Source organism: Congregibacter litoralis KT71, from assembly GCF_000153125.2.
GTDB lineage: Bacteria > Pseudomonadota > Gammaproteobacteria > Pseudomonadales > Halieaceae > Congregibacter > Congregibacter litoralis.
Genome location: NZ_CM002299.1, coordinates 486,352 through 512,602 on the forward strand (window position 1 = coordinate 486,352; position 26,251 = coordinate 512,602).

At 57.6% G+C, this 26,251-nt stretch carries 30 protein-coding genes; 14 read left to right on the plus strand and 16 right to left on the minus strand.

Translation table 11 applies throughout. From position 1 onward, the window contains the following. Nucleotides 1-16: 16 nt before the first annotated feature. Together KT71_RS02265 and KT71_RS02270 are read right to left on the minus strand one after the other, a co-directional pair. Entirely contained in the window at nucleotides 17-547 is a 531-nt protein-coding gene (locus KT71_RS02265; protein ID WP_008293111.1) for a YeeE/YedE thiosulfate transporter family protein, read from the minus strand. After that, complete coding sequence (locus KT71_RS02270; protein WP_008293110.1) at nucleotides 547-1,080, minus strand: YeeE/YedE thiosulfate transporter family protein; 534 nt, start codon at nucleotides 1,078-1,080, stop codon at nucleotides 547-549. Before KT71_RS02270 ends, KT71_RS02265 begins: the two co-directional genes overlap by 1 nt. A gap of 96 nt (nucleotides 1,081-1,176) precedes the next feature. Between KT71_RS02270 and KT71_RS02275 the strand changes: the two genes are divergently transcribed. Continuing rightward, nucleotides 1,177-2,145: an MBL fold metallo-hydrolase gene (locus KT71_RS02275; protein ID WP_023659827.1), complete on the plus strand. Its 969-nt coding sequence runs from the start codon at nucleotides 1,177-1,179 to the stop codon at nucleotides 2,143-2,145. Nucleotides 2,146-2,407: 262 nt separating this feature from the next. Here the strand turns inward: KT71_RS02275 and KT71_RS02280 are convergent, their stop codons facing one another. Both KT71_RS02280 and KT71_RS02285 read right to left on the minus strand, forming a co-directional pair. Beyond that, nucleotides 2,408-3,775: an OmpP1/FadL family transporter gene (locus KT71_RS02280; protein ID WP_023659828.1), complete on the minus strand. Its 1,368-nt coding sequence runs from the start codon at nucleotides 3,773-3,775 to the stop codon at nucleotides 2,408-2,410. 177 nt (nucleotides 3,776-3,952) lie between these two features. Then, nucleotides 3,953-4,258 carry an ArsR/SmtB family transcription factor gene (locus KT71_RS02285; protein ID WP_008293107.1) on the minus strand — a complete coding sequence of 102 codons (306 nt, stop codon included), beginning with the start codon at nucleotides 4,256-4,258 and terminating at the stop codon, nucleotides 3,953-3,955. 112 nt (nucleotides 4,259-4,370) lie between these two features. On the opposite strand from KT71_RS02285, the gene soxC reads away from it, so the two are divergent. The 8 genes from soxC (at nucleotide 4,371) to soxB (ending at nucleotide 10,848) form a co-directional block, all read left to right on the plus strand. After that, the gene (soxC, locus tag KT71_RS02290; protein WP_008293106.1) at nucleotides 4,371-5,681 is read left to right on the plus strand and encodes a sulfite dehydrogenase; all 1,311 of its coding nucleotides are present in this window, start codon (nucleotides 4,371-4,373) and stop codon (nucleotides 5,679-5,681) included. Then, nucleotides 5,665-6,615, plus strand: coding sequence for a c-type cytochrome (locus KT71_RS02295; RefSeq protein ID WP_023659829.1), 951 nt, complete (start codon nucleotides 5,665-5,667; stop codon nucleotides 6,613-6,615). Before soxC ends, KT71_RS02295 begins: the two co-directional genes overlap by 17 nt. A gap of 11 nt (nucleotides 6,616-6,626) precedes the next feature. Then, nucleotides 6,627-7,004, plus strand: a complete 378-nt coding sequence (gene soxX, locus KT71_RS02300; RefSeq protein ID WP_023659830.1) for a sulfur oxidation c-type cytochrome SoxX — start codon at nucleotides 6,627-6,629, stop codon at nucleotides 7,002-7,004. 25 nt (nucleotides 7,005-7,029) lie between these two features. Then, nucleotides 7,030-7,482: a thiosulfate oxidation carrier protein SoxY gene (soxY, locus tag KT71_RS02305; protein ID WP_023659831.1), complete on the plus strand. Its 453-nt coding sequence runs from the start codon at nucleotides 7,030-7,032 to the stop codon at nucleotides 7,480-7,482. 24 nt (nucleotides 7,483-7,506) lie between these two features. Next, nucleotides 7,507-7,818: a thiosulfate oxidation carrier complex protein SoxZ gene (gene soxZ, locus KT71_RS02310; RefSeq protein WP_008293102.1), complete on the plus strand. Its 312-nt coding sequence runs from the start codon at nucleotides 7,507-7,509 to the stop codon at nucleotides 7,816-7,818. A 19-nt stretch (nucleotides 7,819-7,837) separates the two neighbouring features. Then, nucleotides 7,838-8,674, plus strand: coding sequence for a sulfur oxidation c-type cytochrome SoxA (soxA, locus tag KT71_RS02315; protein ID WP_023659832.1), 837 nt, complete (start codon nucleotides 7,838-7,840; stop codon nucleotides 8,672-8,674). A 25-nt stretch (nucleotides 8,675-8,699) separates the two neighbouring features. Further along, nucleotides 8,700-9,011 (plus strand): hypothetical protein, encoded by a 312-nt coding sequence (locus KT71_RS02320; protein ID WP_023659833.1) that lies wholly within the window; start codon nucleotides 8,700-8,702, stop codon nucleotides 9,009-9,011. A gap of 73 nt (nucleotides 9,012-9,084) precedes the next feature. Further along, nucleotides 9,085-10,848 carry a thiosulfohydrolase SoxB gene (soxB, locus tag KT71_RS02325; protein WP_023659834.1) on the plus strand — a complete coding sequence of 588 codons (1,764 nt, stop codon included), beginning with the start codon at nucleotides 9,085-9,087 and terminating at the stop codon, nucleotides 10,846-10,848. Between the two features lie 31 nt (nucleotides 10,849-10,879). Here the strand turns inward: soxB and KT71_RS02330 are convergent, their stop codons facing one another. Together KT71_RS02330 and KT71_RS02335 are read right to left on the minus strand one after the other, a co-directional pair. Continuing rightward, on the minus strand, nucleotides 10,880-11,386 hold the full coding sequence (locus KT71_RS02330; RefSeq protein WP_008293098.1) for a hypothetical protein: 507 nt from the start codon (nucleotides 11,384-11,386) through the stop codon (nucleotides 10,880-10,882). Between the two features lie 22 nt (nucleotides 11,387-11,408). Then, a complete protein-coding gene (locus KT71_RS02335; protein WP_202962380.1) occupies nucleotides 11,409-12,323 on the minus strand; it encodes an alpha/beta hydrolase in 915 nt (304 codons plus the stop codon). A gap of 109 nt (nucleotides 12,324-12,432) precedes the next feature. Here KT71_RS02335 and KT71_RS02340 point away from each other — a divergent pair, with 109 nt between their 5' ends. Further along, nucleotides 12,433-12,990 (plus strand): DsrE family protein, encoded by a 558-nt coding sequence (locus tag KT71_RS02340; protein ID WP_008293096.1) that lies wholly within the window; start codon nucleotides 12,433-12,435, stop codon nucleotides 12,988-12,990. A gap of 33 nt (nucleotides 12,991-13,023) precedes the next feature. Here the strand turns inward: KT71_RS02340 and KT71_RS02345 are convergent, their stop codons facing one another. The 6 genes from KT71_RS02345 to KT71_RS02370 form a co-directional block, all read right to left on the minus strand. Then, nucleotides 13,024-14,256 carry a hypothetical protein gene (locus KT71_RS02345; protein ID WP_008293095.1) on the minus strand — a complete coding sequence of 411 codons (1,233 nt, stop codon included), beginning with the start codon at nucleotides 14,254-14,256 and terminating at the stop codon, nucleotides 13,024-13,026. Further along, nucleotides 14,253-14,693 carry an acyl-CoA thioesterase gene (locus KT71_RS02350; RefSeq protein ID WP_008293094.1) on the minus strand — a complete coding sequence of 147 codons (441 nt, stop codon included), beginning with the start codon at nucleotides 14,691-14,693 and terminating at the stop codon, nucleotides 14,253-14,255. The genes KT71_RS02345 and KT71_RS02350 overlap by 4 nt, the downstream gene beginning before the upstream one ends. After that, on the minus strand, nucleotides 14,690-15,520 hold the full coding sequence (locus KT71_RS02355; protein ID WP_023659836.1) for an ion transporter: 831 nt from the start codon (nucleotides 15,518-15,520) through the stop codon (nucleotides 14,690-14,692). Before KT71_RS02355 ends, KT71_RS02350 begins: the two co-directional genes overlap by 4 nt. A 79-nt stretch (nucleotides 15,521-15,599) precedes the next feature. After that, complete coding sequence (tam, locus tag KT71_RS02360; protein ID WP_008293092.1) at nucleotides 15,600-16,379, minus strand: trans-aconitate 2-methyltransferase; 780 nt, start codon at nucleotides 16,377-16,379, stop codon at nucleotides 15,600-15,602. A 37-nt stretch (nucleotides 16,380-16,416) separates the two neighbouring features. After that, nucleotides 16,417-17,754 (minus strand): MFS transporter, encoded by a 1,338-nt coding sequence (locus KT71_RS02365; RefSeq protein WP_008293091.1) that lies wholly within the window; start codon nucleotides 17,752-17,754, stop codon nucleotides 16,417-16,419. A 32-nt stretch (nucleotides 17,755-17,786) separates the two neighbouring features. Next, on the minus strand, nucleotides 17,787-19,610 hold the full coding sequence (locus KT71_RS02370) for an alkyl sulfatase dimerization domain-containing protein (RefSeq protein WP_008293090.1): 1,824 nt from the start codon (nucleotides 19,608-19,610) through the stop codon (nucleotides 17,787-17,789). Nucleotides 19,611-19,802: 192 nt separating this feature from the next. On the opposite strand from KT71_RS02370, the gene KT71_RS02375 reads away from it, so the two are divergent. Beyond that, nucleotides 19,803-20,219, plus strand: a complete 417-nt coding sequence (locus tag KT71_RS02375; protein ID WP_008293089.1) for a YidB family protein — start codon at nucleotides 19,803-19,805, stop codon at nucleotides 20,217-20,219. On the opposite strand, the gene KT71_RS02380 is transcribed toward KT71_RS02375, so the two are convergent. Then, nucleotides 20,216-21,154, minus strand: a complete 939-nt coding sequence (locus tag KT71_RS02380; protein WP_008293088.1) for a patatin-like phospholipase family protein — start codon at nucleotides 21,152-21,154, stop codon at nucleotides 20,216-20,218. The two genes, KT71_RS02375 and KT71_RS02380, sit on opposite strands and share 4 nt — an antisense overlap. 69 nt (nucleotides 21,155-21,223) lie before the next feature. On the opposite strand from KT71_RS02380, the gene KT71_RS02385 reads away from it, so the two are divergent. Together KT71_RS02385 and KT71_RS02390 are read left to right on the plus strand one after the other, a co-directional pair. Then, complete coding sequence (locus KT71_RS02385; protein WP_008293087.1) at nucleotides 21,224-22,159, plus strand: ELM1/GtrOC1 family putative glycosyltransferase; 936 nt, start codon at nucleotides 21,224-21,226, stop codon at nucleotides 22,157-22,159. Further along, complete coding sequence (locus KT71_RS02390) at nucleotides 22,156-22,965, plus strand: polysaccharide deacetylase family protein (RefSeq protein WP_008293086.1); 810 nt, start codon at nucleotides 22,156-22,158, stop codon at nucleotides 22,963-22,965. The genes KT71_RS02385 and KT71_RS02390 overlap by 4 nt, the downstream gene beginning before the upstream one ends. 9 nt (nucleotides 22,966-22,974) lie before the next feature. Here KT71_RS02390 and KT71_RS02395 read toward each other — a convergent pair whose 3' ends face one another. Genes KT71_RS02395 through KT71_RS02405 form a run of 3 tightly spaced genes read right to left on the minus strand, consistent with a single transcriptional unit; the run spans nucleotide 22,975 to nucleotide 25,451 of the window. Next, nucleotides 22,975-23,637 carry a DJ-1/PfpI family protein gene (locus tag KT71_RS02395; protein WP_008293085.1) on the minus strand — a complete coding sequence of 221 codons (663 nt, stop codon included), beginning with the start codon at nucleotides 23,635-23,637 and terminating at the stop codon, nucleotides 22,975-22,977. After that, nucleotides 23,634-24,554, minus strand: a complete 921-nt coding sequence (locus KT71_RS02400) for a lysophospholipid acyltransferase family protein (protein ID WP_008293084.1) — start codon at nucleotides 24,552-24,554, stop codon at nucleotides 23,634-23,636. The genes KT71_RS02395 and KT71_RS02400 overlap by 4 nt, the downstream gene beginning before the upstream one ends. Nucleotides 24,555-24,560: 6 nt before the next feature. Continuing rightward, complete coding sequence (locus KT71_RS02405) at nucleotides 24,561-25,451, minus strand: DUF1295 domain-containing protein (protein WP_008293083.1); 891 nt, start codon at nucleotides 25,449-25,451, stop codon at nucleotides 24,561-24,563. Nucleotides 25,452-25,659: 208 nt separating this feature from the next. Between KT71_RS02405 and KT71_RS02410 the strand changes: the two genes are divergently transcribed. Beyond that, on the plus strand, nucleotides 25,660-26,247 hold the full coding sequence (locus KT71_RS02410; RefSeq protein ID WP_008293082.1) for an HD domain-containing protein: 588 nt from the start codon (nucleotides 25,660-25,662) through the stop codon (nucleotides 26,245-26,247). Nucleotides 26,248-26,251 lie beyond the last annotated feature (4 nt).

Consider the following 26,251-nt stretch of genomic DNA (forward strand, 5'->3'; position numbering starts at 1 on the left):
CCAGCGCCTGTGGGCATTAGTCGTAGCGGTCTTTGAGAACAAAGAACGCCAGAAACAGCAGCGCGATGCTGAAAGGCAGAGCGATGTAGATGCCATTGATACCCAGCAATGACTCGAGGGTCACTGCGCCGAAGTTCGCTGGTTGAATCAGCGTGGACTCCAGAAAGGGGAAGGCCAGAGAAAACAGAAATGCTCCCGCGAGGGCCCCCAGGAGGGTGAAAATGGCGTCTTTTTTGCCCTCTGCGCTGCCCACGACGCAGGTGCCGGGACAGTAACCCGCCACTGCCCAGCCAATGCCAAAGATGGCGCCGCCGGCGGCAATGCCCCAGAGATAAGCGGGTTTGACCGACATGTTCGCCAGACCCCCCATATCGAGGAGGTAGATGCCGAGAGAGCCCACGCCGATGGCCGTCATCATCAGCTTGATGATCCACATATCTTTTAGAAGCAGCGTTCCCAGAATACGACGGTAACTGGTTGCACCGCCCATATACAGAATAGCGCCAAAGGCGCAGCCGATGAGAAAGCCGATGATTAGCGTAGCCATCACACTCTCCCCCGATACAGGAATTTAGCCATGAGAATGGCGCTTCCAAATGTGATGACGCCGAAAATAAAGGAGCTGAGGGCAAGCTGGGAGATGCCGCTGATCATGTGACCACTGGTGCAGCCTCCCGCCAGTCGTGCGCCAAAAAGCAGCAGCACACCGCCGAAGAAAGAGGCCAGATAGCGCTTTGTCTGTGACGGGCCAAAGGTGTTTTTCCAAAGCTCGGGCATGGAGCCCTTGTCCGCCTGCGGCTGACGCCGGCGAAGGAGTATGGAGGTGACGCCGCCCCCGACTACCATGCCGAAAACCAGCATCCAGCCGTAACCCACGCCCCAGTTGTTTTCCTCTCCGTATTTCGAGAGATAGGTGTTGGACTCGGCAAATTGGGGAGCCACCTGATGTGCAACAATCCCGTCGGTGACTACAAACTGCGAGGAGACGCCCAGCGGTTTTACCAGGGCTGTCGCAATGATGAGTAGCAAACCCAGTGAAATGCCAGCGGCCTTCCACGAAATAATGAAGTCTTTGTTCAAAGCGCTCTCCCTGTTTATTTTATCGTTGTTGATGTAACGTCATTGAATATTAGCAAATTAAAATATTAAGTAAATCGACTATTTGGTGCCGCACCCATGCGTTCATTTAAATCGGGCTCAAGAACCCTCTCAGTTTTTCTCTGCCTGGCATTGCTGCTGATAGGGGGACGACAGCTTTGGGCTTCGGATACATCCCCTTTTTTGCCGGAGCTGGAGATCACCCGGGTGAGCGATACCGTGTTCTCCGCCATCGGCGCTACGGCCGCGCCCTCACGGGAGAATTTTGGTCACAACAACAACCTGACGTTCATCATCGCCGGGGACGGAGTGGTGGTAGTTAACGGGGGTGACAATGCCTTACTTGCTGCTGCATTGCACCGTGCCATCCGCGAACGCACGGACAAGCCCGTGCGTTACGTCATCAATGAAAATGGTCAGGGCCACGCATTTCTGGGCAACAGCTACTGGAGTGAGCTGGGTGTTCCGATCATTGCCCAGCGGCTTGCGATCGAAGAAATACAAGCCCACGGGGAGCGTTCCCTGGCGCAGATGCGTGAGCGCATGGGGGCTTCGGTAGATTCCGCAAAGGTCGTGTTGCCTGATATTGCCGTGGAGGATAGTTATATCCTGGATCTCGAGGGGCAGCGCATTGAACTGCGCCGTTTCGGTCGTGCCCACTCTCCCGGTGATCTATCTGTCTGGCTTCCTGAGCAGCGCCTATTGATTGCCGGCGATATCGCATTCCATGAACGCCTGCTGGGAATATTTCCTGATTCCGATGTCGATGCCTGGATTGATTCTTTTGACGTCATGGCGACCCTCGAACCTGAGAAAGTTATTCCGGGACACGGCGGGCCCACGGACATCGATACGATCCGCTACTACACTCAGGGCTATTTGAAGTTTTTGCGGGACGAGGTCGAGGCTATCCTGGATGATGACGGTGACCTCAGCGACGCTTACGAGATCGATCAGTCCGCTTACAGTGACCTGGATACCTTCGAGGAGCTTGCCCGAAAGAATGCCGGGCGCCTGTTCAGGCAGATGGAGGAGAAGCTCTTCTGATTCCGAACAAGGCTCTCTGGCCATGAATACGGCAGTAGCGGCATGAACGCGGCAAGCCGGCCCGATCCGCTGCACTCGCTGGGATGGGTGACGCTCGCTCCGCGAATCAGTCCAGCTTGCCTCGTTTCGGCGCGACGCGGCGCCTCACGCGTAACACGAAGGACAGCTGACGGTGTTTACGTAACGAGCGTCCCCCCCACTTAGCGAGTGGAGTAAGCAGCGTCAGCTGTCCAACTCTCAAACTCGCTGAGGGCCAAACGTGCTACCAGCTCCAGGAGAACTCGATCTCAAACTGATCCATGGTCAGGTCGATAGTCTGCGTAGGATCAAAGGCATTGGGCCCGCTGATTGTGTTCTCCGGCGCATACATAAATGCGACGCTGAACTCGTTGCCTGATTGGGTCTTGCGAGACACGCCAAAGGTGAAGTGCTGTTCCACCGTGCCTGGCGCAAGAATATTCAACACCACGGCGGATTCGTCGATGGGCTGTTCGCTGTAGTTATAGCCAAAGCGATAGGTGAAGGGCGCATCTCCGCGCACGTAGCTGCCACCGATTTTGTACGTAGTGACATCACTCCAGCCAAAGCCTGCGCCCTGGTTACCGCCAAAGCAGGCCTCGACATTGGTGCCACCCTGGCCCGCTGTGGGGCAGTCGAATATGCGCTGGAGCGGTGTCGCAATCGATTCAATCTCACCGTATTGCGCGTGTTCAATGTCGAGATGAAGTCTGAGGCGCTCCGTCGCCTGCCAGCTCATGCCGACGCGTCCTACAGCAGGAATATCGAAAGAGCCTCCCCTGGCAAATAGGTCCGAATAGTCATCGAACTCCTGCATCTCCATCCGGGACTGATAGGACACGGCAAAATCCAGGGTGTCCGTGGCATCCCATATGGCCCCAACCTTCAGTCCGTAACCCAGGGAGTAATCGGTGCCATTGTTGCTCAGGCCGGTGGGGGGTTGGGTGCCGCCGCTGGCTGCGAAGGTTTTGGTAAAGCCACCGAAGGCACTGACGCCCTCAATTTCAAAGGCCTGCATAGCGATTACCGGCCCGATGCCAAAGGCAAAATCGCCGGTCTTGAAGCTATAACCCAACTCCAGGAATGCCTGGTTGAGGTTCACGCCGGTATTGCCCGTACCAAAGGTGCCGGGCAGTGTCATAACCGGTGCGGGTCCGGGACCATCGGGATCAAAGGTGGCGCTGCCATCTTTATAGTCGGAGTTCATGCCGCCGCGACCGTAGAAAATCAGACTGAGAGCGCGATCGTTCTCCAGTGTCCAGCTTTTACCGATGTAGGGGATAGGGAAGTATTCGCTACCACTCTCTACGTTGTCAGCGTTTACAGTAAAGGAACCGAACTGGCCGTTCAGCTGGCTGTCCGAGGTGTTGTAGCTCCGCCTTGGTGAAAACAGGGCGATGCCCACATCAAGGCGATCACCCACCAAAACGCCCGATGCAATGTTATTGGCCGCATCGATAGACTGCTCCGGCGATGCTGTGCCGGCGCCGGCCTGCGCCTTATTGTGAGTGCCTATACCGTGGGTAAAGTAACCGTTCGTCGCGGCAGCGTTGCCGGAAATAAACAGTGCGGTTGCGATCGCACCACCCGCGAAGAGCTTGTTTGCTCGCATGGTTCGTTCCTTTTTGTATTTTATCGTTATTGTCCCCCGCAGCATCGACGTTGAGATCGCCGCGCTACATTCGAATATTACGATATTGTGATTTTCGCCTGGTGTAAACGACTATTTACAGGGTTTTTTCAGGCAGTCCCGTTTGAGCGTCGTATTTTTTTTCAAAGGGAACGAGGGCTAGCCGCCATCGTCAGCACAGTAAAGATCATAAAGAACGCCCACGACCTGCGCTATTTTCTGGTCCGTAATGAAGTAGTACATCGTCTGGGCTTCCCGGCGGCTGGCGACCACGCCTTCATGACGCATACGCGCCAGGTGCTGGGAAAGCGGTGACTGTTTGACGCCTAAATTGCGCGATAACTCTCCCACGGACTGCTCGCCGAACTTCAGCTGACAGAGCACCATGAGCCTGTCCGGATGCCCCAGAAGCTTCAGCAGATCGCTGACATCGGAGGCTGCACTGTGCATTTTTTCGAGATTCATAATCTTCCGGGTTTGTTATATGAGAAATTTATAATATATTAACGCTTGTGGGGATGTTGGTGAGTCTACTACCGACCGGCTCGCAGCACTAAATATAAGAAAGGTAGCCAAAATGCAAAAACAGCAGCAGCTGGATCAATGGGTCCGGGCCGTCGCCGAGTCCGGTGAAAAACTTAACGGCGCTGAACGACGGAGTTTTCTCAAGAACGGCCTCGCACTCCTTGGTGGGGCGGGACTGGCTGGTGCGGCCTCGGGCACGGCGGCGCAGGCTATGCCGCCGGGTATTCCATCGTGGACGCGCAGCCTGGGTTCCGCAGTTAACACCAACCCCTATGGTATGCCCTCGCCGCATGAGTCCAATGTTCAGCGCCGCACGGTGGAGTGGCTGACTGCGGACAAGATCGCGTCCGTGAGCTTTACCCCTCTGGCTGATCTCAAGGGCATCATTACACCCAGTGGCGTGGTGTTTGAGCGATATCACGCGGGCCTGCCCGACGTTGATCCCAATCAGCATCGCCTGATGATTCACGGCATGGTGGATCGTCCCCTGATCTTCAGCATGGAAGATCTCATGCGTTTTCCCTCGGTGAGCATGATTCGCTTTCTTGAGTGTCCCGCCAATGGTGGAATGGAGTGGCGCGCTGCGCAGATGGATCGATTACAGTTTTCCCACGGCATGTTGTCCTGTTGTGAGTGGACCGGTGTTCTGCTGTCGACGCTTTTGCAGGAGTGCGGTGTGCAAAAGGGTGCGAAGTGGATCCTGGCGGAAGGCAGTGATGGCTCTCATATGAGTCGCAGCATTCCCATGGAGAAAGCCATGGACGATGCCCTCATTGTCTATGCGCAGAATGGCGAGGCCCTGCGTCCTGAGCAGGGTTACCCGGTCCGACTGATTAACCCCGGTTGGGAAGGCAATACCTGTGTGAAGTGGCTCCGTCGTTTAGAAGTCGGTGATCAGCCCTGGTATCACCGCGAAGAGACCTCCAAGTACACCGATTTGCTGCCCAGTGGCAAAGCGAGAGAATTCACGTTTGTGCAGGAGGCCAACTCCGTACTGACCAATCCCTGCCCCGAAAAGCCGCTGACAAAACCCGGCAAGATCTGGGTAGAGGGCCTGGCCTGGTCCGGCAGAGGACGCATCAAACATGTCGACGTATCCTTTGACGGCGGCGTGAGTTGGCGCGAGGCGCGCTTTACCAGCGTTGTGGAACCTCGTGCCCTTACCCGCTTCGGTGTTGAGTGGGACTGGAATGGTAATCCGGCTCTGCTCCAGAGCCGTGCCGTAGACGAAACCGGCTACGTGCAGCCGACCTACGGGCAACTGCGTGATGCGCGGGGGTCCTCATCGATCTACCACAAAAATGCGATCCATACCTGGAAGCTCAACGGTGATGGGAGTGTCGTCAATGCGCAACTTGCTTAATCAATGCCGTGGGGCTGTTATCGCTGCAGCCAGTTTCTCCTGCCTGGTTGCCAGTACGGCGACATTGGCCGCGGATAATGAACGATTCGGCTACGGCAGCCCCGCCACGGCAGAACAGATAGCCGGCTGGGATATTGATGTGCGTGCCGATGGACAGGGCCTGCCGCCGGGGGAGGGCTCCGTCGAAGATGGCGAGTGGCTCTACGAGGAAAAATGCGCCCTCTGTCACGGTTCCTTTGGTGAAAGCGTAGGCGGGTATCCGGCGCTTGCCGGGGGAGAGGGGAGCCTGACGGACCCCCGACCCAAGAAGACCGTTGGCAGCTATTGGCGCTATACGAGCACACTCTGGGACTACATTCATCGGGCTATGCCCTTCACGCAGCCTGAGTCTTTAAGTGATGACGAGGTGTATGCGATTACCGCCTATGTGCTGCATCTCAATGATATCGTGGATTACGATTTCGTTTTGACGCGGGATAACCTCACGGACGTTCATTTGCCCAATGAGAACAATTTTATTCCCGATCAGCGTCCTGACACACGCAACAAGCGGTGCATGAAGCGCTGCAAAGATCCCGCCGACGTGAAGGTGGCTTCCGAAGCCGCGGCGTACATACCCGAAGGGGGGCCCGATGCCCTCTATAGCGAGGCAGAGGCTTTGGATGATGGTCTCGTGACAACGGTGACCGGTGGTGGTGTCTACGAGCGTCACTGTGCGCTGTGCCACGCCGAAGGTATCGGCGGCGCGCCCATGCTGGGAGATGCCGGCGCCTGGGCAGGGCGTATCGAACAGGGCGTCGACGTCCTGTATCGCCACGCCATAGAGGGGTACACCGGTGAAGATGGGATCATGCCGCCCAAAGGGGGGTTTGTGAATCTGCCCGACAATGAAGTCAGTCTGGCTGTGGACTATATTGTGGAGCAGAGTCAATGAAGGAGTGTCCCATGTCCGTACAGCAATCATCCATGCCGTTTTTACCGGCCGCCGCAGCTTTGATTATCGGGATTCTGGCGGTCGTCAATGGCGCTAGCGCTCAGGCTGCCGACAGCGCTTCTATTGCCGAGGGAAAAGAAATCTCGGCGGACCGTAATCGCGGCAACTGCTATTCCTGTCACATGGTCGAGGGCGCAGAGATGACCGGCAACGGTGGGCCACCGCTGATGCAGATGCGGCTGCGATTCCCCGACCGGGATGTGCTGAAAGCCCAGATTGCTGATCCGCGAAATCGAAATCCCAACACCGTGATGCCACCCTACGGCGCTCACGGCATTCTTACGGAGCGCGAGTTGGATCTCGTGACCGACTACATTCATTCACTTTAAGTAAGAAAACACACAGGAGTATCCCATGCAGGGAACATTGACTAGACGGCGTTTCGGTCAGGCGATAGTGGCCTTCGCCGCGCTTGCGACTTTGCCGCTACAGGTATTTGCGCGAAGCAGAGAGGCTTTCAAAGCCGTTAAATCAGACGAGGCGATCACCTCACTATTTGGTGACAAGCCGGTGACGGAGAGCGACGACTTTGAGTTTAAAGTGCCCGATATTGCGGAGGATGGATCTATTGTTCCCGTAACAGTTAGCACAGACATGGAGGGAGTGAAATCCATTGCCCTGCTGGTCGATGCCAACCCCAACCCCCTGTCGGCGCGTTTTCACTTTATGCCCGGTGCGGTGCCCGAGTTCAAAACTCGAATCAAGATGGGCGAGAGCTCCGATGTGCGCGCAGTGATCGAAACTGCTGATGCACTTTATGTGGCCACCAAGAACGTCAAGGTAACCCTTGGCGGTTGCGGCGGTTAAACAAGCACAGGACGGAGAAGTAACATGGACGTAAAACCAATTAAGATTCGCGGTCGTCTCAAAGGCGGCAAAGCATCGGTCAAATGCCTCATGCCCCATCCCATGGAAACCGGCGTGCGCAAAGACCTTGATGGCAACAAGATCCCCGCACACTTCATCGAGACGGTGACCTGTACGAAAAACGGCGAAGTCTTTATTGCTGCCGATTGGGGTGCATCAGTATCCAAGGACCCTTACTTCGGCTTTGTCGTCGCTGACGCAAAAGAGGGAGACGTTATTGAGGTGCGCTGGGAAGACAACCTGGGCAACACTTCCTCCGGTGACATTACTCTGTGAGACAGCGAGGGTTCTCTCCATGCCAGGTAACTTGAAGCAGGGTATTTACGCGGGATTAATTTTCGCGATGGGGGCTGCGGCTATCGCAGGTCCTGAAGAAGACCGCAGCGCGCTGCGCGCATTCTATGAGCAGCGCTTTCCCGGGGTAGAGCTTGATGCCCACGTTGACGGCGCCTATGCCCTTGATGCGGACAAGCGGGAGCAATGGCTGGAGATGGAGGATTTTCCTCCCTACGAGATCGCCATCGACGACGGTGCTGATCTCTATGAAACGCCCCTCGCCGATGGCAGCAGCTACGCCGAATGTCTCGGTGAGGGCGCGCCGGTGGTGAAGCAGCATTTCCCGCGCTTTGATGCACAGAGTGGTCAGGTAGAAACCCTGGAGCAGCGAATCAACAGCTGCCGTACTGCCGCGGGTGATGAGCCCTGGGACTATCTCGGTACCAGGATGAGTTCTCTCATGGCATTTATTGCCTATGAATCCCGCGATGAGACCCTTGCAATCGAAGTCCCTGATGACCCTCGGGCGCAGGCTGCCTATGAGGATGGAAAAGAGTTTTTCTATACCCGTCGGGGGCAGCTCAACTTCGCATGCAGCAGCTGTCACGTTTCCATGGTCGGGAACGCCCTTCGTGCAGAGCGTCTGAGTGCGGCCCTGGGGCACGCCACACACTGGCCCGTGTACCGGCTGAAGTGGAAGGAAGTTGGCCCCTTGCACAAGCGGTTTATCGAGTGCAACTCGCAGGTGCGGGCTGTTCCCCTGGAGGCCCAGAGCGAGTCTTACCGAAACCTTGAATATTTTCTGACGTATATGAGCAACGGTATGGCGCTCAATGGGCCGGCGTCACGGAAGTAGCGAGCTATAAAGAAAAGAGGCTGTAATGAATAAAACAATACATACAGTGATCAGACAGGGTTTGTTAGTGCCGTTACTGCTGAGCCCCGCCGTGGTGTTAGGCGATCCCGTGGAGACCCTTGCGCGGGCGATGGATATCCATCAGCAAGCCCTGGCTGAGGAGCATGGATGGGCCGTGACGGAGCCTCTCATGGAAGAGGCGAGGGCGGCGCTGGAAGCAGGGGACCCGGAGCAGGCCCAGATGCTTGCTGACCGCGCTCTGTTGGTCGCTGAGCAGTCGCTCAAGCAGGCTCAGAGCGAGAAGACCGCCTGGAAGACACGCGTGGTGGGTCGCTAAGGCAGCCTGGCCCCGTCCTTGTTCGGCGGCGCGCGTCTGCGCCGCTCCTAAGTCATTCCTTGAGGAGTCGCCCGTGAATCGACGAGAGTTTATCCAGCTATTGCTTCAGGGTGCCGCTGTCGCTGGAACCAGTGCCTATTTTGGCAGTGCCCAGGCCAGTGCCCGCGCCCTGTACGACCTGGAGAGTTTCGGCAGTGCGCGCATTTTGCATATGACAGACTGCCACGCGCAGTTGAACCCGATTTACTTTCGCGAACCCAATGTCAATATTGGCCTGGGGGAGGCGCATGGACGCTGGCCTCATGTGGTTGGCCGCAATCTGCTTAAAGAGCTCGGAGATATCTCCCCGCGGGATGCCCACGCTTTTACCTACCTCGACTTTGTGCAGGCAGCGGAGAAGTTCGGTCGGGTAGGTGGCTTTGCCCATCTCAAAACCCTGGTGGATCAGCTCCGGGGAGCGGTGGCCGATGGCGGCAGCTTGCTTCTTGATGGGGGGGATACCTGGCAGGGGTCCGGCACGGCGCTGTGGACCCGCGGGCGCGATATGGTGGAGGCCACAAACCTTCTCGGTGTCGACATCATGACGGGACACTGGGAGTTTACCTACCGGGAAGAGGAGATCCTCGAGAACATCGAGGCATTTAATGGCGAATTCCTGGCGCATAACACCTATGCCACAGAGGATGCGCTTTTTGATGGCGTGCCGGTCTACGATGAAGACACAGGTCACGTGTTCAAGCCCTACACGATTCGTGAGATGAATGGACGCCGCGTTGCGGTGATTGGCCAGGCGTTCCCTTACACACCCATCGCAAATCCCAAACGCTTTATCCCCAACTGGACCTTCGGTATCCGGGATGAGGAGTTGAGTCAGCTGGTGGACAGTATTCGCAGTTCAGAAAAACCAGACGCGGTGCTGCTGCTCTCGCACAATGGTATGGATGTTGATCTCAAGCTCGCAAGCCGCGTGTCGGGTATCGACTTTATCCTCGGTGGGCACACTCATGATGGTATGCCGCGTCCCATAGAGGTGGAAAACTCCGGGGGCAAAACCGTCGTGACCAACGCCGGGAGCAATGGAAAATTTGTCGCCGTGCTTGATCTGGAGTTTGGTAACGACGGGGTTAGCGGTTATCGCTACAAATTACTTCCGGTGTTTTCCGACTTGCTGGTACCCAATACCGCCATGCAGGCGCATATCAATGCTGTGCGCGCGCCCCACCGGGAGGTATTGGAAGAGGAGCTGGCGGTCGCGGACTCCCTGCTATACCGCCGGGGTAATTTCAACGGCAGCTTCGACCAGCTCATTGTGGATGCCATGCGCGAGGAGCTCGATGCGCAAATAGCCCTGTCTCCCGGTTTCCGCTGGGGGACCACGGTGATGCCCGGCGAGGCTATCACGATGGATCGACTGCTTGATCAAACCTGCATGACGTATCCGGAGACCTATGTGCGGGAGATGAGTGGTGCAGAGCTTAGGAACATTCTCGAGAGCGTCGCGGATAATCTCTTTAATGCCGACCCCTACTATCAGCAGGGGGGAGATATGGTGCGCACGGGCGGATTCAACTATCGCCTGGACCCTAAAGCTGCGATGGGAAGCCGGGTCTCAGACATGACCCTGGCTAACGGCAAGCGGATGCAGGATGGCGGATCTTATAAAGTCGCCGGCTGGGCCACCGTGGGCTCTGCGTCGACCGGTGATCCTGTCTGGGAGGTTGTGGCGAGGTATTTGCGCGCGCAAAAGTCCGTGCGAATCGAGCGCCTGGAGTCCCCTACGCTCATGAACGTCAGGGGGAACCCCGGAATAGCGGACTACCGCGGCACTTTCTCCTGACCTATCTTTACCCGCTGCCCCGTCGACGTCACTACCAGCTGAGGGTTCCGGCAATGATCTGTTCCAGAAGTTGGTGCACCGCCGCGTAATCGGCCTGCTCCAGTTCCGGGGCCCGAATACTCAGATTCACCGTGTCAGGGGTCTCGCTGAGCGTGTAAATAGAGATGCTGTAGGGACAGAGCGTGATGTTATGGGGGTTGCTCAGGGTCAGCTCGTAGGTAAGTTCTGCACTACAGAACAGAAGGGACTCGGCATTTTCATAGACCTGCTTTTTAGCGCCGGTGGCATCAGCGGTGCGCCTAAGCATGCTCGCCAGGTGGGCGGTATAAGAAATCACCAGCCCCTCATCCTGAATCGCCTGTACCAGATCATCGCGAACGTTGTGATAAAGCCCCTGGGTTTTGTAAACCCAGGACGACCCCACAACCTCGGGTTTGGGCAGCGTCTGCGTCCAGCCGGGGCTCGCCGGCAACACCAGGGTGCTTAATAACAATGCCGTTAGGAAGAAGGCGCCTTTGCCGGGCTTGGGAAGGTTCATAGGGCTATTTTCGCAGTCTTGATCATGGATCGCTCCGCATAAAGTCTATGGCAATCTCCACAAGTTCATCGGCGTAAAGATCGCGGAAAAAGTGATCAGCACCGTCTATCTCCTGTACCGATACCGTCGGCGCTCGTTCTGCCATCGCTGCAGCAAGTCCTGCGGCAATTTGATCATCACTTCCTGCAATGACAAGCATCGGCATGGGTAACTGCGCAAGAACCGTCGGGGTGTCACGGAGCGGATCCCTGCGGTAGTAGGACGCAAAGCTGGCAGCGGTCGCCTGCGTCTTATCACAATAGAGTAAGCCGACATTCCCGGGCATGGCTGTGTCACCTTTCCCCGCCGCAATCCGTGTCTCGGCCTCGGCGAGAAGATCCTCCAAAGCACCGTTATGACGTGTCATGTAGGCTCTTCGGGATTCCTCCCAGGACCACTGCGGTGGTGCAATGAGCACCAGTCGTTTCAGGTGATGATCTTCGCTGTCCTCTATATAACGCGCTAACTGATTGGCACCGCGGGAATGACCCACTGCGGTAATGTTCCTGGCGCCCTCGTTAAACAGCCATCGGGACCAGCGGGCGAGTTCCTGGCCCGCATCGTCTTCCCGGTGGGTGTGTAAACTGTCGCAGGCGAACGCGCCCCTGCGGTTGTCGATACCGAGACTCAGGTTTATGGCCAGGGTGCTGACACCCTCATCACCCAGAAGGGTTTCCAGGGATTGGATGATCTCCGTGTCTCTATGAGAAAGGGTTCCATGGAGGATCAGGGCGACGTCACCCTCAGGCCAGGTGGCACTGCGCAAAAGTCGTCCTGACAGCGTGGGTTGCAGATCCTTAAGCTGAATCTCTTCAGCAAAGGCAGCGGTGCCCTCAAAGCAGAGGACAAGGAGAGTGAAAAGCGCCGTCACTACGGTCCGGTAACTACTGGTTTTCATGGCAAACATCACCGATACTCGTAAGAGAAAGTCATTGTACGTACTGGGTGGCGTGGAACGCCAGCTGCGCAGCTACAGCACTTGTTATTAGTTGAATCAGGAGTTTTTGATGCGATCTTTTTTACGCAACGCCGTTGTTTTGCCTGTCCTCGTGTCCGCTGCTATGACGGTCAGTAATGCATGGTCCGCAGAGCCTACCCTCGGCCCCGTCGTGCCGAACTTCGGCCCCGTGATGGCGCCACCGGCAGGGTCCTTCAATCTTGATCCGAATGTGCACTACAAAGTGTCCATGGATATGTATACCACACCGGATTTTCCCGGCGATCAGAATCGACACCTGACATCCGCGGCACGATTTTTGAACATGCATGCCCGCAATGGCATACCGGCAGAGAACATCGAGTTTGCTCTCATCGTTCACGGAAAGGCAGCCAAGGATCTGTTGACCGATGAGGCCTATGAGGAGCGCTATAACGAACCGAACCCCAATACGGCATTGCTCGAAGAGCTGCACGCGGCGAACGTGCCCATTTATCTTTGCAGCCAAACCGCCGCTTTTCGAGGCATGGCACCGGAAGAGTTCAGCCCTACGGTCACCATGTCGCTCTCAGCGATGACGGCTCATGTGCGTTTGCAACAGGAAGGCTATACCCTCGTTCCGTTCTAGAAACCCCGGAAGGGGACTACCCGGGTTTTGGATTCAGGGTACCCGGAACCTGAGATCGTCCACGACGAATTGCCAGTAGTGCTCGGTTGCAAGCTGTAGCCGGGTAATTCCTTCGTAGTCGGCTTGAAAGTAAATCGGGGTTAGATGGCTGAGCCTTATGCTGTCTTCGGCGACGATCTCATCGCCACGCCAGGCCTTTACGTGCAAGGTCTCGCCTTCAGCGTTGTGCCAGGCTATAGAAAAGTAACCGCCTACAAAATCGAAAGTTTCACCGGCCTTTCTTGCGCTTATGGTGACCGGGTGACCGGAGCTGTTGTAGGCCACCATAGACCCGCTCATAAGCCCGTTGATGTAGCCCGGGCCCTTGTAAAACTGATTATCCACCGCCAGGAGGTAGTCCCAGGCAAGGCCGGCGTAACCCGAGGCAATCTTTTCTATGGGGGAACGGTCCAGATCATCGAAGCCTACGGTAGTCGCCGGGACTCCCGGCCCCCCAGTGCTTCCTGAGGGGACGGCGCTGCCCAGCACCACGGGCGCGTAGGCAAGATCAACCACTCTCTCGCCCCTCTTTCCCGTGCCGACCTCCGCTGTGGCGACCTCCCTTGGGGGCGACAAGCGCCAGATACCGGGGGACAGAGCTTCCTCAAATCCCCCTTCCCTGTTGAGGAAGATTTCCTGGCTTTCGCCCGTAGCTTTCCGGGCGGTAGCAGCGCGCTTACCCGCTCCATCCAAGGAGCCACGGACGGTCAGGGGTGGCGCCAGTCCGACGACCCCCGGCGGGTTTTCTGCGCCAATGCCGGCGATGGCTCCGGGCACGTCAATAAATGTTGTTGTCTGGGCGGCATTCTTCGTAGTGACCTCCCAGCCGGGCGGTGGCAGCAGCTTAAAGCGATAGTTCACGCCCGTTTGACGGATGTCGGCCTCATCGCCCCCTTTCTGCATACTGAAGTTGGTAAAACCATTGATATTGGAACGCTCAATACGCGTGCTCCCGTCGGGACGGGTGAGGCGCACGGCAATGCGGTGGAGAGGTTTATCGCCCAGATCAAAAATGCCATTCCGGTTTCGGTCACTAAAGGCAAAGACGGAGATGTTCAGTTTTGATGCCGTTTGTCGCTGCCAGTCTCGCGGTGCATAAAGCGCCGCATTGGCCTGCGCTTTGTCCGGAGCGATGAGTGCCCGAAGCTCCGGTTTTAACAGCAGCAGCGTAGCGGCGCTCCCCGCCGCAAAGGCGACTACCGTGGCCAGGGATAGAACGCGCTTCACGTCTTTTTATCGGCGCTCGCGTTTAAGATCTTGCGTACGGAGTCAGGCACCGGCATGGGTTTGCGGCTGTCGCGGTTCACAAACACCTGGATAAAACTCCCCTTCGCCAAAGCCTCGCCGTCGCTGACGCGGCGCATAGAGAACCCCAGAGTTGCGCTGGTGTTACCCAGTTTCTCGTAACCTACTTCCACTTCCACCTCGTCGCCGGCATGGCATTCATGGATGTAATCGCAGCTGGCGTTAACGGTAAACACATAGGAGGGAAGCTTGGCGGTGTCGCTCCAGTCAAAACCCAGTTCGCGCATGTAGTTACCCGCGACCTCATCGGCAAAGACCAGGTAGTTGGCAAAAAACATATGCCCCTGGGCGTCCGTGTCTCGAAAGCGAACACGCATGATTTCTTTGTAGCTGTCTATGTAAGCCGTGTGCACGGTCATTCCTTTTTCAATTGCTGGGCTAATTCCTGCAGGCGGCTGATCTGCCGGCTAATGGATTCCAACTCCTCGCCGAGTTCCTCGCGAAGCTGGTCCTGACCTGCGGCAATGCTGTCTCGGGCATCGAGCACTTCCTGTTCGGTGTAGTGTTCCACGGCGTCGACGATGATGCCAATAAACAGGTTGAGCATGGTGAAGGTCGTACCCAGTATGAATATGACAAAGAACAGCCAGGCCATGGGGCTGTGCTCCATGGCGGGTCGGGCGATCTGGGATGCCCAGCTTTCCAGGGTCATTACCTGAAAAAGAGTGAAGAAGGTTCGCCCCAGATTGCCAAACTCTGTGGGCATGTCAGTGCTGAAGAGCCCCGTCGCAATAACGGCGGCAACATAGTAAAGAATGATGAGAACCACGCCGATTGATGCCAGGCCCGGCAATGCGGAGAGGAGGGCGCCAACGACCTTGCGCATGGAGGGCGCAAGGGTCAGAAGTCGCAATACTCGTAAAACCCTCAGGGTTCTCAGTACGGCGAGGGGGCCCGTCGCGGGGATGAGTGCGATAGCAACCACAGCGAAGTCGAACACGCTCCAGGGATCACGCCAGAATTTTTTGCCATAGACAATGACCCTCGCGGCAATTTCCAGGACGAAAATAAATAATATGACGGTGTCTATTTCGTGAATCATCACCCCATAGCGCGTCATAAACTCCGGCGAGGTCTCAAGGCCCAGCACCACAGCGTTAATGATTATGAGCACGGTGATTACGCGTTGAAACAGGGGCTGCTCCAGGATACTGCGAAGCTTTGCCAGGGTTTGCTGGTCAGTCATACCGGCCTCCACGAGAAAGGTTCATCCGAGGTTCAATAAGTCACAAGGGACAGTGTAGATCCATCCTTCGGGCAAAGTCTCAGGGACTTTTCCTGACAGCAACGATAAAAAGCCGCGGTAATCGCAGCATCACATGACCATCACACAACCTCGGATATGCCCTTGTGATGGCCTCGAGGTAATCGGATTCAAAAGCATCGCGTTTACCGGCCGGCAGCTTATCCAAAAAAGGTTTCAGTCCCGTGGTCTTGAACCAGGCCACAATGTCCCGGGGTCCCGCGAGCAAATGCTGATACTGGGTTTCCCAGATGCGCTGGGATTCGCTGAAGGGCGAGAGGTATTCGTAGTACTCCCGGGGCGTCGGCAGCTCGCCGCGTTCTGATTGAAACCCCTCAAAGTAGGTCGCGTAATCCGGCGAGGTGGCAAGCTCGCGCATCAGCCGGTGACTCGCCTCGCCGAGATTATTGGGCATTTGCACTGCCAGCACTCCCCCGGGGCCTAGGGTCGCCATGAGCTTTGGAAGTAGTGCGCGGTGCTCGGGCAGCCAGTGGAGGCTGGCATTGGCAAAGAGCATGTCGGTCGCCTCTTCAGGGGTAAAGGAGCCAATGTTTCCCTCGCTGAAGCGGGCTTGGGGTACCCGCGTGGCAGCCCGAGCCAGCATCGCAGACGACTGATCAATACCTTGGACAGTCGCCTCAGGCCAGCGCTTTGCGAGGAGCGCCGTGGACAGACCCGACCCGCAGCCGAGGTCCACGATGCTTCGGGGCCGGGCGTCTGCCAGGGCAGCGATGAGATCTCTCACCGCCAGCTGCCGCTGGTCGGCAAAATAGTCGTAGTGCGCTGCGTTCCAATCGCTCACGGCTTGGACTCATGACTCGGGGAGTTAAAGACTGCCTTCAGATACCGCGGGCGTCCAGTGCGGCGCGAATGCGCCGATGCTCGGTCTCGTCTATGGGGAAACGCCACATCATGGCCACCGAGCAGAGTTTGAAGATAATGCTGGGCCCGGCGTAAAGCACCGCCAGGAGACGGACGTTGTCGGCAGAGTTTTCGATGGTGGCGTCAAAACCCGCCCACTCCAGTGCAGGAAAGATCAGGCCCACCGCCAGCGCGAAGGCCAGTTTGGATGCCGTGCCCCAGAGCGCAAAGAAGAGCCCGGGTCGACGCCGGTTGTTTTCCAACGCATCCCACTCAATAAGATCCCCGTTGATTGCCGTGGGTAGTGCCAGATCAGCACCGATCATCAGCCCCGTGCCAACGACAATCATGGTGTATAGGACTACGTCACCACTGCCGAGGAAGGGGGCCAGGGCAAAAAACGCACAGGAACCCAGGACTGCGATGCACCAGCTGCGGTGTTTCCCCAGACGCTTGGAAATGGCCACCCAGACGGGCACAGATATAGCGCTGCACACGAAGTAGCCAAAGAGCATGGGGCCTGCGATGCCCGGCTCTTCGAGAACATGGGTCACGTAGAGCAAAAACAGGGTGGCGGGGATAGCATTGCCCAGTCCGTTGAGCAAAAAGGCGAGGAGCAGGCGCCGAAAGGGGGAGGGACGCCCTAAAAGGTTCATGGCTTCGCGCAGGGAACTGCTCTGGCTGTCCACGATGGAACGGTCCGGCACCATTATGGCGGCGAGGGGCGTGCTAATCACAAGTCCCGCAATCGTCAGCACCGTGATAGCAAAGAGGGAGTCCGCGAGAGCGCTGTTGTCGCTGTTGTCCACAAGAAGCAGTGCGGCAAGGGTGCCCGCCAGGCCGAACACCACCCGGGCGCCGGAGATACGGCTGCGCTGATGATAGGACGCACTGAGCTCAGCACCCCAGGCATTCATGGGCACAATACTCATGGTGCCCGCGACGTAGATGGTCAAAGTAGCCAGCAGCAGAAAGGTGTTTCCGGCACTTTCCGGCGGATTAAACAATATCCAGACGGCGGCTGCGATCAGAGGCGCACTACCCACCACCCAGGCTTTGCGGCGTCCCCAGGCTGCGGGTGTGCGATCCGACAGATAACCCACCACGGGATCCGTAATCAGGTCCCAGAGTCGCGCTGCCAGGAGAATGCCTCCCACGGCGGACAGGCTCAGTCCCAGGGACTGGGCGTAGTAGGTGGGAACGATCACCTGCAGGGCAATAAATGCGCCGGCGATGGGAAAAGCCAGGGAACCGTAGGCGAAGAGAACGCCCAGGGACGGCACGGTACCGCTGTCTTGTGTGTTTGTGTTGTCCATGCGAGTTATACGCACCCGCGGCGAATTGGACCCTAGCGGAGGCTCAGATAGGGGTGTCCCGGATCCCGATCAAAGGCCTGGCCAAAGCTGCGTAATTTCAGCTTTGAACCCTCCACAGCCAGGAGATCATTGCTGATCGCGTCGGCATAGCTGATGTCGCCGATGAACAGTTGATCAAGGAGTGCCCGATCCAGTCGCAGGGTGACGTCGGCGTCGGCGGCCAGCACTGGTTGAATGTCGAGGATGCTGTTGCGCAGCTGCAGCGTGTAGACCTCGTTGGTGTCCGTCAGCTCGTAGGCAACACTGACGGTTTTACCCTCGGCAGCTTCGGCATCAACACGAAAGCGCAGGAGGCTCAGAAGCTGCGCGGTGTTCAGCTGTGACGGATTGAAACGTTTTTTCTGCAGGCCGATAAGTACCTCCCGGGGTACTACAGAGCCTTCAAGCTCCCTCGCTGCGGTGAGATAAAATCCCCGCCAGTTGGTGTTGGCGGTGTTGAAGCCAACGCGTCGCAGAGCAGCGGCTTTGAGATAACGGGCCTGCATGTCTTCGCGGTCCATACGCACAAGATAGGCCGTGAGCTCCGCGGCCCACTGATCGTCTTCTGCCTCAAAAGCCTTCTCGGCCTCAGCCAGTACGCGATCCCGGCCGCCCATGAGTTCCACCAGCCGCCGGGCTTTTTCCAGGCGGGGAAGGGGGTCGAGCTCGGCGGGATCACCATTCCACCAACTGATGTACGCCACGTAGAACTCCCGGACATTGTGTTTCACCGTGCCGTACATTTCCCGGGTCCAGGGGTCGCGATCCATGGACGGCGGTAGCGCAATGGCGTTGGCCAGATCGTCGGGCGTATAGCCTTTGTTGATCAGGCGCAGGGACTGATCATGGGTGTACTGGATGGCGTCCCGATAAATTGTCAGCACATCCTGAATGTCGTCCCGTCCCTCCACGGGCTGACCGTGGCTGGGTACCAGATATTGGGCGTCATAGGCCCGCATACGATCAATGGCGCTAATCCATTTCATGGCGTCCCGGGGTTTGGTTCCCCGAAGGGAGTGGAGGTTGGGGTAATTCGGCCCCTGAATTTCATCGCCCGAGAGCATCACCCGATAGTCCGGGAGCCACACCGCCAGATGGCTGGCGGACTCGCCACCGGTCTGAAAGAGTTCCATGCGGATACCCGCGATGGTGAGCTCCTGGCTTCCGCGGATAAAGTGATTCGGCGGTACGTAGGAGGCGAGCTCGCTGCCGAGCGTGTAGCCGCAGCAGGAGATATGGTAATCCCGACCATCGGTAACGGGATCGAGGAGCTGACCATACATATACAGGGCACGGACGCCCATAATCGGCGCCGTTACCTGGTTCTCGTCCTCAAGCTCCCGGAGAAAGTTCTCGGAGGCGATGACCTGCACGGCACCAGACTCGGCATCTTTCCTGTCGATAAATGCGCCAGCGCCACTGATGTGGTCCGCGTGATGATGGGTATAGATCACAGCCTTCACCGGTTTGTCAGAGATGTCGCGGAAGGCGCGTTCGGCGACGGCGGCGTGGGCCGTCGCTGTCGTGGTATCGATAATGATGAGACCGTCGTCCCCCTCGATCATGATGACGTTTCCAAAGCCTCGGTTGGGGGTGTTGTAGTCCCAGACCGGTGTGTCGCCAATCTGAAAGAGCTCTTCCTCAAGATAGCGGGCATGGGCTTTCAGATAATCCGGCGAGCTGAAGGGTACGGCGTAGGGATTTTCGCCATCGTTGACGGTAACCGCGACATCCGTTCCACCTTTTTCTTTGCCACAGCCGGTAAGCAGGAGAGAAAAAGCCAGCAGGCTGCTGATCGTCAGCTTTGGGGTGTTCATGCGTGGTACCTCGGATTCGGGTTGTTGTTAAGGTAATTGTTGTTGATATTGTTAGAGTTTTTGGCGTTATCGGCGTTACTGACGCGATGGTGTTCAGGCCGCGGTCGATGCCTGAATTTTCGCGCGCGCAACTCGTAATCGCGAGCTATACTTTTGCTTCTTTAGACCAACGATAACAGCTGGAGAATAGCTATGGATATTATGGAATTGGGCGCGTCAATGCTGTCCGAGAAGTTAGGTATTGACCTGGATCCCAGTGCCGTGGGTTCGGCGCTCAGCGGTTTGCTGTCGAATGCGGAAGGGCAGATCGACTTTGCAGGCATTGCCAGCAAGATGGCAAGTAGCGGCGATCTCGGCGCGATCGTCGGCTCCTGGTTGGGTGATGGTGAAAATTCACCGATCTCGGCGGAGAGTCTCTCGTCGATTTTTGGCAGTGACAAGCTCGCGGAGTTTGCAGACAGGCTGGGCACCGACGCAGAGACGGCCACCAGCGGTTTGGCGGATGTATTACCCCAGATGATGGATAAGTCCAGCAGTGGCGGGAGCCTTCTCGATATGGCCGGCGGTGCCGGTGGACTCCTGGGCGCTGCTAAGTCCCTGTTTGGCTAAACCTGCGTTGACGGTTTAGGGATATTGAGGCCGCCTTGCGCGAGTTTGGGCGGCAGGAAATCAAGAGTGCTTCGGTAGCCCGCTTCAAACAGTTCCGCTTTGAGCTCCGGCCCCAAGGTAAACGCGACCGGCGAAACGTCGCCGGTCTCCACAACAATGGTCGACAGCCAGAACGCCTCGTTGATGTACTCGTGAGACAGGGTGGTCATAAAGGTGTGGATGAGCATCGCCAGGTAGTTACTGAGGGGAATGACAGGCTTGCGGTCTTTGAGGTTAAGGCCGCCGGAACCCCGGAGCTTAAAAACAACGACCGGTGTTCCCGCCCCGGACCAGTCTCTGCGCAGCGCCTCTTCGGCGAGAATACTCCCGTCTGCCATCACCTGCTCCCCCAGGGTTTTGAAGCTGAAGAGCAGTGGGACTGACATGGAGTAGCGCACGGCCTCGGAAATCCGCATCTCAGGGCTGAGGTCTCTGTTGAAGATCACGGCCTTGCCTGAACGCACGTCCGTAGCTACTACGCTGAGGTCCATAGCCAGGTCACAGAATCGTCGCCCCTGCATCTTTTCATCCATCCAGCGTTCGAAGCGATCTCCGCTGGAAAGACCGCCGGTTCTCAGGAGCGAAATGAAGTTTTGCCCCAAAAACTGGGAGAAGTCCGTGTCATCGGAAATCTGTCGGATGTCAGCGAGGTCATAACCACCGGCAAACAGGGCGGCGACGATGCTCCCGCCGGATACCCCGACCATCTGCCTGAAATCAATCTTCAGTTCTTCAAGAGCCGTCAGGATACCGATGTGCGCGGGCAAGCGAGCCCCGCCGCCGGCCAGCACGGGTACGATGTGTGCGGTCGCGTTGCGGTCGGCGACGCGATCCTGAAGGTCCCGGATATCGCTGCCTTGCAATCCACTGCTTTGCTTGTCGATGGTATCTGCCATTGCCGATACACCTTGGCTTTGCACCGCATTACTATACTCTCAGTTCTTCATTGTTGAAGTGATCAGTAGGTGGATACGCGAGAGAGCGCACGAGAGAGCGCACGAGAGAGTGCAGGCAGTCAGTCAGCCATTGGCATCGTGAGTGATGGCAAACCGGGGCATCTCAATCAGAGCCTCGGTCTGGCAGATGCCTTGCAGCGTCTCTGCCCCGGCCTGGCGGTGCAGGAAATTGCCGCCATGTCTCCGGGGCAGGCCGTTGCCGAGTTCATCGCGCCGGGAAAACCAGCGCAGGCCCTGGGATTGCTTATCGCCGCGGGACATGCAACGCATCTCAGCCTCCTGGCTTTACGCCGTGCCCACGCCTGCCCTGTCATCGTGCTGATGCGACCCAGTCTTCCCGGAGCCTTCTTTGATTTGCGCATAGAGCCCCGCCACGATGGCGGTGTGGAAACACCCCGCTGTTGGATCAGCGAAGGCCCCCTGAACCGCATGCAGCCGGCAAACATTCGATCTGAAGAAGGGCTCATCCTTGTTGGCGGGCCCTCGCCGCATTTTCACTGGGATGACCGTACCATCGTGGATCAGGTGACGGCCCTGTGCGATGGCCGCCGCTCCTGGCAGCTGAGCGGGTCTCGCCGCACACCGGAATCCCTGATGAACGCTCTCCGTGACCTGACGCGACCGGGACTGACCGTGCATGAGGCCAGTGCCCTTCCCCCCGGGTGGCTTGCCGAGAATCTTCCCCGGGCGGCAGAATGCTGGGTGAGCCCCGATAGTGCGTCCATGGTCTATGAGGCCCTCACTGCCGGTTGCGCCGTGGGAGTTTTCAAGCTTTCTCCCTCGAAGAATAGTCGGGTGGTGAAGGCCATCGATGGCTTGCTCGCTCAGGAGAAACTCACGGCGTTTGAGGCATTTGCATCGGGCACCGTGCCGACGCCGCCGAACACCCCCTTTGCCGAAGCAGACCGCATGGCAAAGCGCATTCTTGACCGGGGCTGGCTATGACGGTGCTCATGGCCGTGCTCATTGTCCTGGCTCTGGTGTTCAGCCATCGCTACGCGTGGTGGCGCTCCAGCGTGGATTACCGGCGCCCCAGGATTCTCATGTATCACATGGTGAGTGAGCCGCGTCCGGGCGCCAAATTCAACAAGCTCCGGGTGACACCGGCAAATTTTGAGAGGCAGCTGTGCTGGCTCAGGAAAGAGGGATGGCATTTTGCCTTCATGAGCGATTTACAGCCTCCCGCCAGCCTCCCCGCGAAGACCGTGATTCTTACCTTCGACGACGGTTACGAAGACAACCTGCTCAACGCGGCGCCGGTGCTCGAGCGTCATGACGCCCGGGCAACGCTCTATGTGGTGGAGGATCGTTTTGATCGCGACTGGTCCACGAGCAAAAAGGCCCACCACGACAGTGGTGAGCTGATGCGCGAGGCCAAGTTAAGCGATGAGCAGCTGGAGCAGATGATTGCCAGTGGTCGCTGGGAGCTGGGCGGGCATACCCGCACCCACGCCAACCTCTCGACCCTCGATGCGGACCAGCGGAAAACGGAAATTGGAGCTGCCCGGGAATCCCTGGCCCGGCGTTTTGCGGTGCCCGTGGACAGCTTTGCCTATCCCTTCGGTATATACGGCGCTGAGGATGTGGCCGCGGCAAGGGCAGCAGGTTTCTCCACCGCGGTGACGACCGAGGAAGGGATTCCCGAGGATATCAGCGCCCAGGCCATGGAACTGCCGCGTATCAAGGTCAGCGGCAAGGACTCCATGCTGGCCTTTAAACTCCGTATGCGCACGGGGTTCCGCGGCCTCTAGGCATCGGGCCTAAATGATCCCCAGCTGTTTGGCCATGACGTTCAGCTCATTGGCAAAAGGGTCATGGTCTGCATCGCGGTGCCAGGTGTATTCCGTATAGCTGGCTGCGGTTTCTGCCGCCTCTTCACCGAAGAGCTTCTGAATAATTGCGAGGCTCATATCCATCCCCGCGGATACCCCCGATGAGGTAAAGAATTTGCCATCTTCCACCCATCGCGCGGCTTCTACCCAGTCCACCTTGTCTGACTGCATGCTGGCAATGGCAAACACCTGTTTGTTGGATGTTGCACGATGGCCATCGAGGAGGCCCGCTTTTGCGAGGAGGGCAGAACCGGTACACACTGAGCTGACCCATTGGGCTCTTTCTGACTGGAGGCGAAGGAACTCCAACATGGCGGGATTCTCCAGCTCCGTAAGCGTACCGCTCCCCCCGGGGATCAGGAGCACGTCAAAAGCGGGAGCATCCGCAAAGCTGTAGTCGGCAACCACCTTGGGGCCGACGGCGCCCTCGGAGCCGATGGCAGCCGCCACGGCGCCGGTATTTTCGGCGACGGTGTGTATGGTGATCAAGGAAGAACCCAGCACGGAAAACAGCTCCAGGGGCCCGAAGTAATCCAGCATTTCAAAGCCGGGGTAGAGGACCGCACCCAGCTGCAGGGGTTTTGCATTCATGGAGATAGCTCCTTGTTCTGGGCGTCGGGTTCAGCGGCGACCGGCGTCAGTGCCTGTTTGTCGATAAAAGACGCCGGCGGTGTCTTCTTCCAGCGTCTGTTGGTCCAGAGATAGGTCTCCGGTTGTTCTGCAATCGCTGCCTCGGCGGCAAGAACATATCGCTCCAGTATCACTTCGGGGTTCGCGTCATGGGGTGGCGCGCTGATCTCCTGAAACTCCACTTCATAACGTCCCTTCGCAACGCAGCGGCACTTGGCAAACATGACGGGGATATTCAGGGTTTGCGCCAACTTGTCAGCGCCACGGTAAAAACTGGCAGGACGATTCAGAAAGCTGCGCCAGTATCCTGATGCCCTGGGTCCCGCCTGGTCGGCAAGCATAACGATGAGGCGTTTGCGTTTGCGGCCCCGGATCACTTCGCGACCCACGCGATCAATCGCCATGGGGTTTGCACCAAAACGGGAACGCGCATCGAGCATGAACTGATCCCAAAAAAGGCTGTGGAGCGGCTTGTAGACGGGATCGACGGAGGTGTTCATCTGGTCCATGGCAGCGTGGAGCATCCACTCCCAGTTGCCCTGGTGGATGAGCAGCACCATGGCCTGTTTTTCAAAGTTCTCCGTAGCCTCGGCGAGAAGTTCCAGATTCGTAAAGTGGAAGCGCTCGGACATGGCTTCCTGGGCCATGCGCGATGAGAGCAGTATCTCCACAAAGAGGTGACACAGATGCCGGTAGGATTTCCGGGCGATGGTCTTTCGCTCCTCATTGCTTTTGTCGGGAAAGGCCCAGCGGAGATTGTCGTCCACGGTGCTCCGCCGGTAGCGAATCACATGGTAGAGCATCACATACAGCAGGCCCGCCAGTGCGTAGGCCACGGGCAAGGGAACAGACGCCAGTACCTTCAGGAACCCCTTCATGGCGAACTAGGCAGATGCCTTAGGTGGCTTCGGAAACAGGGGTGGCGTCGCTTTCCTGTAGGCCTGATAGGCCTCCTCATGGCCCCACTTCTTGAGGGCGTGAGCGTCCAGCATGGGGATGCCGCTGACTCTCGTAAGCAGCAGATAAACAAACACGGGGGATATGAGCGTTGCGTACTGCCAGCCCTGCAGGGCGGGCGCCGCAATAATCGCAATACCGCACCACAGTAAAATCTCACCAAAGTAGTTGGGGTGTCGCGACCAGGCCCAGAGTCCGTGCTGAATAAACCGCTCACTGTTTGCCGGGTCGCGCCGAAAATCGCGTTTCTGCTTGTCAGCAACCACCTCGATAGCGAAACCCGCAAGCCACAATCCCAGCCCTATAACCCCCGGGGCGCCGAGTTCGGGCGTGCTGCCGGAGGTCATGGCGGCGAGGGCTGCGGCCGCGGTCATCAGCACCCATAAGCCCTGGAGCGTCCAGGTCATCATAAAGCGGAAGAAGAACGGTTTGATTCTGTCAAAACGCCGGTCCGAGCCGGCGTCACGTATCCGCAGGAACAAAAAACTGCCAAGGCGCAGGGCCCAGATTGCCACGAGGGCCGCCAGGAGCAGGGATCGTGGGTCGTTATTGACGGTGACGGCACAGGCGACGACCGTGACATAGGTTACGGATCCCGTGAAGTCGTAGTAGCGTTCGGACTGGCTGAGATACGCGGGGATGAAGACCAGCCACTGGATCACAAAGGCCAGGGCCGCGATCAGTGCAAAAACCGGAAACCCGTGGAGTGCCTGCCCCTGGTAGCTACCGGCAAGGGCCATGCCGGCGGCAATAGCGACAGCGATGGCAATACCGATGAGAGATTTGCTGGCCGGTGGCCCCGGAACAGTCTCATTCATGACAGTGTCTCCCCCTAAAGGGGCGTTAGTCTAACGCAAGCGCAGGGCTCAGGCCTTTTTCCTTGCTTGCACTATAATGGAGTGGTCGATTGACGCGCTCGACAGAGGTCTCGACGGTTTGTCGCGGACCTTCGTTACTTTTCAGTGTGGCGATCAGTGTGTGCATCTACGCTCCCTGATACAGGGCGGTTTCTAATAAGGAGATTCTATGAATACGGCATTACCCGAACGCGCCACGTTTCATCATATGAAAGATGGCACTGCAGAAGACTGGCAGGCAATCATGAAGGAGTTCAAGGTGGCCGCGGCACAGTTGCCCGATCGCATGCTGGAGCACCTTCGCGTTCTGGACGGCGACTGCGGTGGGTTCCCGGTAGATCGCCTGACGCACTGCCTCCAGACGGCAACCCTGGCGCACAAGGATGGTAAGGACGAAGAGTACGTGGTCTGCGCGCTGCTCCACGACATCGGCGACACTCTGGGTCCCTACAATCACGCCGACATCGCGGCGACTTATCTGGAGCCTTTCGTAAGCGAGAAAAACTACTGGATGGTCAAGCATCACGCGATTTTCCAGGGCTACTACTTTTTCCACCATATCGGTCTGGACCGGGATCAGCACAAGCAGTTCGAGTCCCACCCCTATTACGATTACACCAAGGAGTTTATCGAGAAGTACGACGCTCCGGCCTTTGATCCGAAGGCTGAGACTTACTCCCTGGAGTTTTTCGAGCCTATGGTTCGTCGCGTATTTGCGGCGCCCAAAGCCTCTCTGTACAAGGCGGCGATGGAGTGAGCCT

What these genes read in the sequence shown, in the direction of transcription:
- KT71_RS02265 (WP_008293111.1), bottom strand. Translation starts at nt 547, where the DNA reads ATGGCTACGCTAATCATCGGCTTTCTCATCGGCTGCGCCTTTGGCGCT.
- KT71_RS02275 (WP_023659827.1), top strand. Translation starts at nt 1,177, where the DNA reads ATGCGTTCATTTAAATCGGGCTCAAGAACCCTCTCAGTTTTTCTCTGC.
- KT71_RS02280 (WP_023659828.1), bottom strand. Translation starts at nt 3,775, where the DNA reads ATGCGAGCAAACAAGCTCTTCGCGGGTGGTGCGATCGCAACCGCACTG.
- KT71_RS02285 (WP_008293107.1), bottom strand. Translation starts at nt 4,258, where the DNA reads ATGAATCTCGAAAAAATGCACAGTGCAGCCTCCGATGTCAGCGATCTG.
- soxC (WP_008293106.1), top strand. Translation starts at nt 4,371, where the DNA reads ATGCAAAAACAGCAGCAGCTGGATCAATGGGTCCGGGCCGTCGCCGAG.
- KT71_RS02295 (WP_023659829.1), top strand. Translation starts at nt 5,665, where the DNA reads ATGCGCAACTTGCTTAATCAATGCCGTGGGGCTGTTATCGCTGCAGCC.
- soxX (WP_023659830.1), top strand. Translation starts at nt 6,627, where the DNA reads ATGTCCGTACAGCAATCATCCATGCCGTTTTTACCGGCCGCCGCAGCT.
- soxY (WP_023659831.1), top strand. Translation starts at nt 7,030, where the DNA reads ATGCAGGGAACATTGACTAGACGGCGTTTCGGTCAGGCGATAGTGGCC.
- soxZ (WP_008293102.1), top strand. Translation starts at nt 7,507, where the DNA reads ATGGACGTAAAACCAATTAAGATTCGCGGTCGTCTCAAAGGCGGCAAA.
- soxA (WP_023659832.1), top strand. Translation starts at nt 7,838, where the DNA reads ATGCCAGGTAACTTGAAGCAGGGTATTTACGCGGGATTAATTTTCGCG.
- KT71_RS02320 (WP_023659833.1), top strand. Translation starts at nt 8,700, where the DNA reads ATGAATAAAACAATACATACAGTGATCAGACAGGGTTTGTTAGTGCCG.
- KT71_RS02330 (WP_008293098.1), bottom strand. Translation starts at nt 11,386, where the DNA reads ATGAACCTTCCCAAGCCCGGCAAAGGCGCCTTCTTCCTAACGGCATTG.
- KT71_RS02335 (WP_202962380.1), bottom strand. Translation starts at nt 12,323, where the DNA reads ATGAAAACCAGTAGTTACCGGACCGTAGTGACGGCGCTTTTCACTCTC.
- KT71_RS02340 (WP_008293096.1), top strand. Translation starts at nt 12,433, where the DNA reads ATGCGATCTTTTTTACGCAACGCCGTTGTTTTGCCTGTCCTCGTGTCC.
- KT71_RS02350 (WP_008293094.1), bottom strand. Translation starts at nt 14,693, where the DNA reads ATGACCGTGCACACGGCTTACATAGACAGCTACAAAGAAATCATGCGT.
- KT71_RS02355 (WP_023659836.1), bottom strand. Translation starts at nt 15,520, where the DNA reads ATGACTGACCAGCAAACCCTGGCAAAGCTTCGCAGTATCCTGGAGCAG.
- KT71_RS02365 (WP_008293091.1), bottom strand. Translation starts at nt 17,754, where the DNA reads ATGGACAACACAAACACACAAGACAGCGGTACCGTGCCGTCCCTGGGC.
- KT71_RS02370 (WP_008293090.1), bottom strand. Translation starts at nt 19,610, where the DNA reads ATGAACACCCCAAAGCTGACGATCAGCAGCCTGCTGGCTTTTTCTCTC.
- KT71_RS02375 (WP_008293089.1), top strand. Translation starts at nt 19,803, where the DNA reads ATGGATATTATGGAATTGGGCGCGTCAATGCTGTCCGAGAAGTTAGGT.
- KT71_RS02380 (WP_008293088.1), bottom strand. Translation starts at nt 21,154, where the DNA reads ATGGCAGATACCATCGACAAGCAAAGCAGTGGATTGCAAGGCAGCGAT.
- KT71_RS02390 (WP_008293086.1), top strand. Translation starts at nt 22,156, where the DNA reads ATGACGGTGCTCATGGCCGTGCTCATTGTCCTGGCTCTGGTGTTCAGC.
- KT71_RS02395 (WP_008293085.1), bottom strand. Translation starts at nt 23,637, where the DNA reads ATGAATGCAAAACCCCTGCAGCTGGGTGCGGTCCTCTACCCCGGCTTT.
- KT71_RS02400 (WP_008293084.1), bottom strand. Translation starts at nt 24,554, where the DNA reads ATGAAGGGGTTCCTGAAGGTACTGGCGTCTGTTCCCTTGCCCGTGGCC.
- KT71_RS02405 (WP_008293083.1), bottom strand. Translation starts at nt 25,451, where the DNA reads ATGAATGAGACTGTTCCGGGGCCACCGGCCAGCAAATCTCTCATCGGT.
- KT71_RS02410 (WP_008293082.1), top strand. Translation starts at nt 25,660, where the DNA reads ATGAATACGGCATTACCCGAACGCGCCACGTTTCATCATATGAAAGAT.